Here is a 243-nt window from a genome sequence, read left to right as displayed (position 1 = left end):
TTTTTTCCCATACTTATTCTGGCTCGATTTATTCAAGGAGCTGGTGCAGCTGCATTTCCAGCACTCGTGATGGTTGTAGTTGCGCGTTATATTCCAAAGGAAAATAGGGGTAAAGCGTTTGGTCTTATTGGCTCCATAGTAGCTATGGGAGAAGGTATCGGTCCAGCTATTGGTGGAATGATAGCTCATTTTATCCATTGGTCTTATCTTCTGCTCATTCCAATGATGACAATTATCACTGTT

Annotated in this window: 1 protein-coding gene; it reads left to right on the top strand. The window is 41.6% G+C overall.

The features are described 5' to 3' along the window. Positions 1 to 243 (top strand): MFS transporter (locus tag AWV70_RS22465; RefSeq protein WP_153010053.1); only part of this gene is annotated, 243 nt, incomplete at both ends.

It is taken from the genome of Sporosarcina koreensis (assembly GCF_001531445.1).
Lineage (GTDB): Bacteria > Bacillota > Bacilli > Bacillales_A > Planococcaceae > Sporosarcina > Sporosarcina koreensis_C.
This window is presented reverse-complemented; position numbering and strand designations above follow the sequence as displayed.